The sequence below is a fragment of the Acidiphilium acidophilum genome, from assembly GCF_033842475.1.
In the GTDB taxonomy this organism is placed as follows: Bacteria; Pseudomonadota; Alphaproteobacteria; order Acetobacterales; family Acetobacteraceae; genus Acidiphilium; species Acidiphilium acidophilum.
Window position 1 is genome coordinate 1 of record NZ_JAWXYB010000004.1, and the last position, 4,643, is coordinate 4,643.

The 4,643-nt window shown below is 59.8% G+C and carries 6 protein-coding genes; 4 read left to right on the forward strand and 2 right to left on the reverse strand.

The features are described from left to right. The first annotated feature begins 131 nt into the window (after positions 1 to 131). A complete protein-coding gene (locus SIL87_RS01310; RefSeq protein WP_319612316.1) occupies positions 132 to 1,313 on the forward strand; it encodes an IS256 family transposase in 1,182 nt (393 codons plus the stop codon). Between the two features lie 39 nt (positions 1,314 to 1,352). Here the strand turns inward: SIL87_RS01310 and SIL87_RS01315 are convergent, their stop codons facing one another. Together SIL87_RS01315 and SIL87_RS01320 are read right to left on the reverse strand one after the other, a co-directional pair. Beyond that, positions 1,353 to 2,390, reverse strand: a complete 1,038-nt coding sequence (locus tag SIL87_RS01315) for a histidine kinase dimerization/phospho-acceptor domain-containing protein (protein WP_319612491.1) — start codon at positions 2,388 to 2,390, stop codon at positions 1,353 to 1,355. Further along, on the reverse strand, positions 2,371 to 3,048 hold the full coding sequence (locus SIL87_RS01320) for a heavy metal response regulator transcription factor (RefSeq protein WP_319612486.1): 678 nt from the start codon (positions 3,046 to 3,048) through the stop codon (positions 2,371 to 2,373). The genes SIL87_RS01315 and SIL87_RS01320 overlap by 20 nt, the downstream gene beginning before the upstream one ends. Positions 3,049 to 3,351: 303 nt before the next feature. On the opposite strand from SIL87_RS01320, the gene SIL87_RS01325 reads away from it, so the two are divergent. The 3 genes from SIL87_RS01325 to SIL87_RS01335 form a co-directional block, all read left to right on the forward strand. Then, positions 3,352 to 4,002 (forward strand): recombinase family protein, encoded by a 651-nt coding sequence (locus SIL87_RS01325; protein ID WP_319612487.1) that lies wholly within the window; start codon positions 3,352 to 3,354, stop codon positions 4,000 to 4,002. Next, positions 3,999 to 4,325: a DUF7673 family protein gene (locus tag SIL87_RS01330; protein ID WP_319612488.1), complete on the forward strand. Its 327-nt coding sequence runs from the start codon at positions 3,999 to 4,001 to the stop codon at positions 4,323 to 4,325. Before SIL87_RS01325 ends, SIL87_RS01330 begins: the two co-directional genes overlap by 4 nt. Positions 4,326 to 4,380: 55 nt before the next feature. Then, positions 4,381 to 4,643, forward strand: a 263-nt coding sequence (locus SIL87_RS01335) for a hypothetical protein (protein WP_319612492.1), incomplete at its 3' end; no start/stop codon positions are given.

Genomic DNA, 4,643 nt, shown 5'->3' on the forward strand with positions numbered 1-4,643 from the left:
CGGTGGTGTAACCTGACGTCTGGAAATTCATTTTGGGTTGGGAGTTGGTGCCCTTGCCGGGGCATGCCCCGGCAAGGGCTGTTCATTCTGGTATTCCATGCAGTTGTTCACACCAACATGGAGACCGATGAATGGACGCCAAAAAGGATACGATTATCGAGGCACTTTTGGAACATCTGATCGAAAACGGCGCAGGCGATATCGCCACGGTATTTGCCAGGACCTTCGAACTCGCCATGCAGATCGAGCGCGAACGCTTCCTCCACGCCAGTCACTACGAGCGCAACCCCGATCGTCAGGGTTACGCCAATGGCTACAAGCCCAAGCGGATCGATACCCCGGCCGGGTCGATCACCGTCGATGTCCCCAAAACCGCCGGTCACGTGGGCGAACCCTTCTACCCACAGTCCCTCGAACGCGGCCGACGCTCGGTCCGCGCCGTCATGGTCGCCGTCGCCGAAATGTACATCAAAGGCGTCTCCACCCGCGACGTCGAGGCCGTCATGCGCGAATTCGGCATCGAAAGCCTCTCCTCCGCTCAGGTCAGCCGCGCCAGCAAGCTGCTCGATGACGAACTCGCCGCCTGGCGCACCCGACCCCTCGCCGAGATCCGCTACCTCATCCTCGACGCCAGATATGAAAAAATGCGCGATAATGGCGTCGTCCGCGATGCCGCCGTGCTCTCGGCCATCGGCATCGGACCCGATGAACGCCGCCGTGTCCTCGGCGTCTCGGTCGCCCTTTCCGAGGCCGAAGTCCATTGGCGTGCCTTCCTCGAAAGCCTCCATCAGCGTGGCCTGCGAGGCGTCGAATTCATCGTCTCCGATGACCATGCCGGATTGCACGCCGCACGCCGCGCCGTCTTCGGCGCCGCACACTGGCAACGATGCCAGTTCCACCTCGCCCAAAACGCCATCCACCACGCCCCCAACCACGCCATCCGCAAACGCATCGGCGCAGAACTCCGGACCGTCTGGAACGCAAATTCCCTCGCCGCTGCCCAGATCGCTCTCACAACCCTCGTCAATGCCTATCGCGACACCGCACCAAAGCTCGCCGATTGGCTCGAACGAAATATCCCCGAAGGCCTCACCGTCTTCACACTGCCAGAACCCCACCAGCGCCGGCTTCGCACTTCCAACCCCATGGAACGCGGCATCCAGCAGGAACTCAAACGCCGCACCACCAAAATCAGGGTCTTCCCCAACGAAGCCTCCCTCGAACGCCTCGTCAGCGCCGTCCTCGTCGAAATCGATGAAAAATGGGCCGCCGACACCAAGGGCTACATCAAGTGGGACTACCAGGATGCCTGACCCCCGCTCGCCCTATTTTCCAGACATCAGGTTGCTCAATCAAGCGATCTCCGACTTCACATCCAGTTCCTCAAGATGAGGGCTTTCTCCGGCAGTCTCGGCTCGGGCGAGGAAGAGCAGGCTTTGGATCACCCGGCTGATGCGGGCGCATTCTTCCAGCGCCGAGCCCAATACGTCCCGGTACTCCTCAAGTGAGCGTGCCCTGCCCAAGGCCACCTCGATCTCGCCACGGAGATTGTTGACGGGAGTTCGCAGTTCATGGGCGACATCGGCCGAAAACTGCGATATCTGTGCAAATGAGTCCTCAAGCCGGTCCAGCATGTCGTTGAACGTGTCGGCAAGAGACTGCAACTCCGCAGGAAGTCCAACAGTGTCGATGCGCTCATGCAGCGTGGAGGAGCGTATATTGCGCGCTGTCCTGATGATGTGTTCGACCGGACGCATCCCGCTGCGGGCGATTGCAAAACCGATCGCGGAGCAGAGCGCCAAGGAGATGGTCAGCACCAGCAGCAGCCGCTCTCGGTAATGTACCAGAAGACGCTGCTCATCGGTACGGTCGATAGCGACCTGGAACACCCTGCCCGCGCCCTTCCCATTGGTTATGCGGGCACTCAGGGTCTGGAACAGTTGCCCCGCGCTGGTCTGGATCGTGCGGATGACATCATGATGAGGCTGAATCGCCATCAGCGCCGGAAAATCGGCGACTGGCAACTCCCGGTCCATGCCGTTCGTCTCCATTTGCGTTCGGCCATCGGCCGCGATGACGCGGACCCAAATCAGCTGCGGCCGCGTAAATGATCCTGACGGGCTGGCAACCATATGCTTTGCCACATTCAGGTTCATCGAAGCATGAAGCAGATACTGGAGATTGGTCGCCGTATTGCTCATGATGCGCCGGTCCTCGGCTTCCAGATTGGCGGCGACGGTCCAGTACAAAAAGCCCGTGGCAGTCAAAATCAGCAGGAAACTACTCCCCGCGTACCAGGCGGTCATCCGCATGACCATCGAGCCACCGAACCGGCGCAGACTGCTCAGACGGCTCGGTTGCCTGGTAGAATCAGCCTTGTCGATGTTCAAGGATGTATCCTATACCCCGGACGGTGTGGATCAGCTTGATCTCGAAAGGATCGTCCACTTTCGAACGGAGCCGGTGCATATGGACATCGACAATATTGGTGCCGCTATCAAAATTTATGTCCCAGACCTGCTCGGCGATGAGGGTCCGTGATATCGCGTGTCCCGTGCGGCGCGCCAATAAGGACAAAAGCAGGAATTCCTTGGGTGTCAGATCGAGTGTCCGGCCTTGCCGCACAGCCTTGTGGCGCTGCACATCGATTTCCAGATCGGCCACCTGCAACATGGCCGCCTGACGCACGGGTCCGCGCCGGAGGATGGACCGTATCCGCGCCAGAAGTTCCGAAAAAGCGAAAGGTTTAACGATATAGTCATCCGCGCCCAGTTCAAGGCCGTGAACCCGGTCCGGCACGCTGTCCCGTGCGGTCAGGAACAAGACGGGAGTCTGGTTCTGCCGCTGCCGCAGCTCCCTGAGCACCGACCAGCCATCCCGTCCGGGCAGCATGACATCAAGAATGATCAGATCGTAGTTACCTTGGAGCATTAGTGAAACGCCGGTCTCGCCGTCCGCGGCGATATCAGCCACGAACTCATTCTCCTCCAGCCCTTTTTTAAGAAAAGCGGCCGTTTTTCGTTCGTCCTCCACAATCAAAATTTTCATGCCATTCAATCTTAGAACGAGCACAGGCGGGATTTCAAGGAAGGCGTTGAATTCAGATATTCTTTAGCGAACTATGAGCGTACAGCTAGGTTTGCGCGGTCAAAGATTAGTGCAATCCTTATTGGGTCGCATCAAGTTATCACCTATCTTGTAAACCTACGGCACTTCTCCGTTGCCGTTCCACTAAGAATTTTTGTCTTAGGCTTTCGTTGTGGGATCGACTGCTATAAATTTGCGTAATTCAAGACTTTCGGCAAGCCAGCTTGCTCGTTTCAAATCAATGGCTTACGTTTCCCGTAAGATATGTCCGAAACAAACCGCCCTTCCCGCCTGATCGGCTATGCCCGAGTCAGCACCTACGGCCAGACGCTCGACGCCCAACTTGAGCAGTTGAAGGCGGCCGGGTGTGCGAAGGTTTTTCGTGAGAAAGCGACTGGCGCGCGCGCTGATCGCCGCGAGCTGTTGAAGATGCTCAAGCATATCGCGGCCGGTGACGTGGTGACGGTGACGCGGATCGATCGCCTGGCGCGCTCGACGTTCGACCTGTTCGCGATGGTCAAGCAGATCGCCGACGCCGGCGCGCTGTTCCGCTCGCTGGCCGAGCCGTGGGCCGACACCGGCACCAGCACCGGACGGTTGATGCTGGCCGTATTAGGTGGCCTGGCCGACGTGGAGCGTGACCTGATCCGCACCCGGACGGCCGAGGGCCGCAGCCGGGCCAAGGCGCGCGGGCAGCACATGGGCCGCCCCCCTGCCCTCACCCCACAGCAGCAGGACGAGGCCCGGCAGCGCCGGGCCGAGGGGGCCACGTTGAAGGAGCTGGCCCAGAGCTACAACGTCGGGATTGCGACGATTGCCAGGCTTGGGCCCATGCCGGCCCCTGTTGATATCCGGCAGCCGACCGCAGCACGGAATGTCGCCCAGGCGCGAATAGCTATGGAGATAGACGCATGAACGTCGTGCAGATTCCGAGAAGAGCCGGCACGTCCGGCATCAACGACGGACAGCGAGCGGCCCTAGAGCGTCTTATCACCATCGCCAAGGGCGGCAGCGGCCAGTGCGAGCGCGTTGCCGATTTTCTTCTTGCGTGGTGGAACGGCGCGGATTGCGGCCGCTTCGATCTCACCAGCCTCTGGGGCCTTGAGCCGCACATCGCGGGCGATATCGTTACTGTCTTTGGCTTGATCTCCCAGCTTTGCAGCTACCCGGATCGACTGGGCTATGAGGCCGACTTCAAGGACATCATCCGGGTGTGGCGTCCGCACCTGGCAGGATAGTCGAACCGCGGCATCCATTCGGCTTCATGGACATAATTTGGGCAGAGCAAGCGTGATGATCGACAAGTTCCAAAAACGGCTCAGCAAGAAGTCCCGCAAGGGGTTCCGCGGGTGGCCGATGGGGACGATCGCTTTCTATGGCCCCGACCTCAGCCGCGCCTCCAAGGTGGTAGTCAGCATAATCCATACGGAGGGCGGCGAACCGGCGGAAATGCGGTCATGGTTCTCGGACGACACCGACGTGCGACATGACGAGGCGATCGGGCAGGAAATCGTCGAGTTCATCGCGTATCACGAGGTCAAATCGGTCGCGATGCC

Bases quoted from the DNA above. Each gene is read 5' to 3' on its own strand.
- SIL87_RS01310 (WP_319612316.1), top strand. From the start codon at position 132: ATGGACGCCAAAAAGGATACGATTATCGAGGCACTTTTGGAACATCTG.
- SIL87_RS01320 (WP_319612486.1), bottom strand. From the start codon at position 3,048: ATGAAAATTTTGATTGTGGAGGACGAACGAAAAACGGCCGCTTTTCTT.
- SIL87_RS01325 (WP_319612487.1), top strand. From the start codon at position 3,352: ATGTCCGAAACAAACCGCCCTTCCCGCCTGATCGGCTATGCCCGAGTC.
- SIL87_RS01330 (WP_319612488.1), top strand. From the start codon at position 3,999: ATGAACGTCGTGCAGATTCCGAGAAGAGCCGGCACGTCCGGCATCAAC.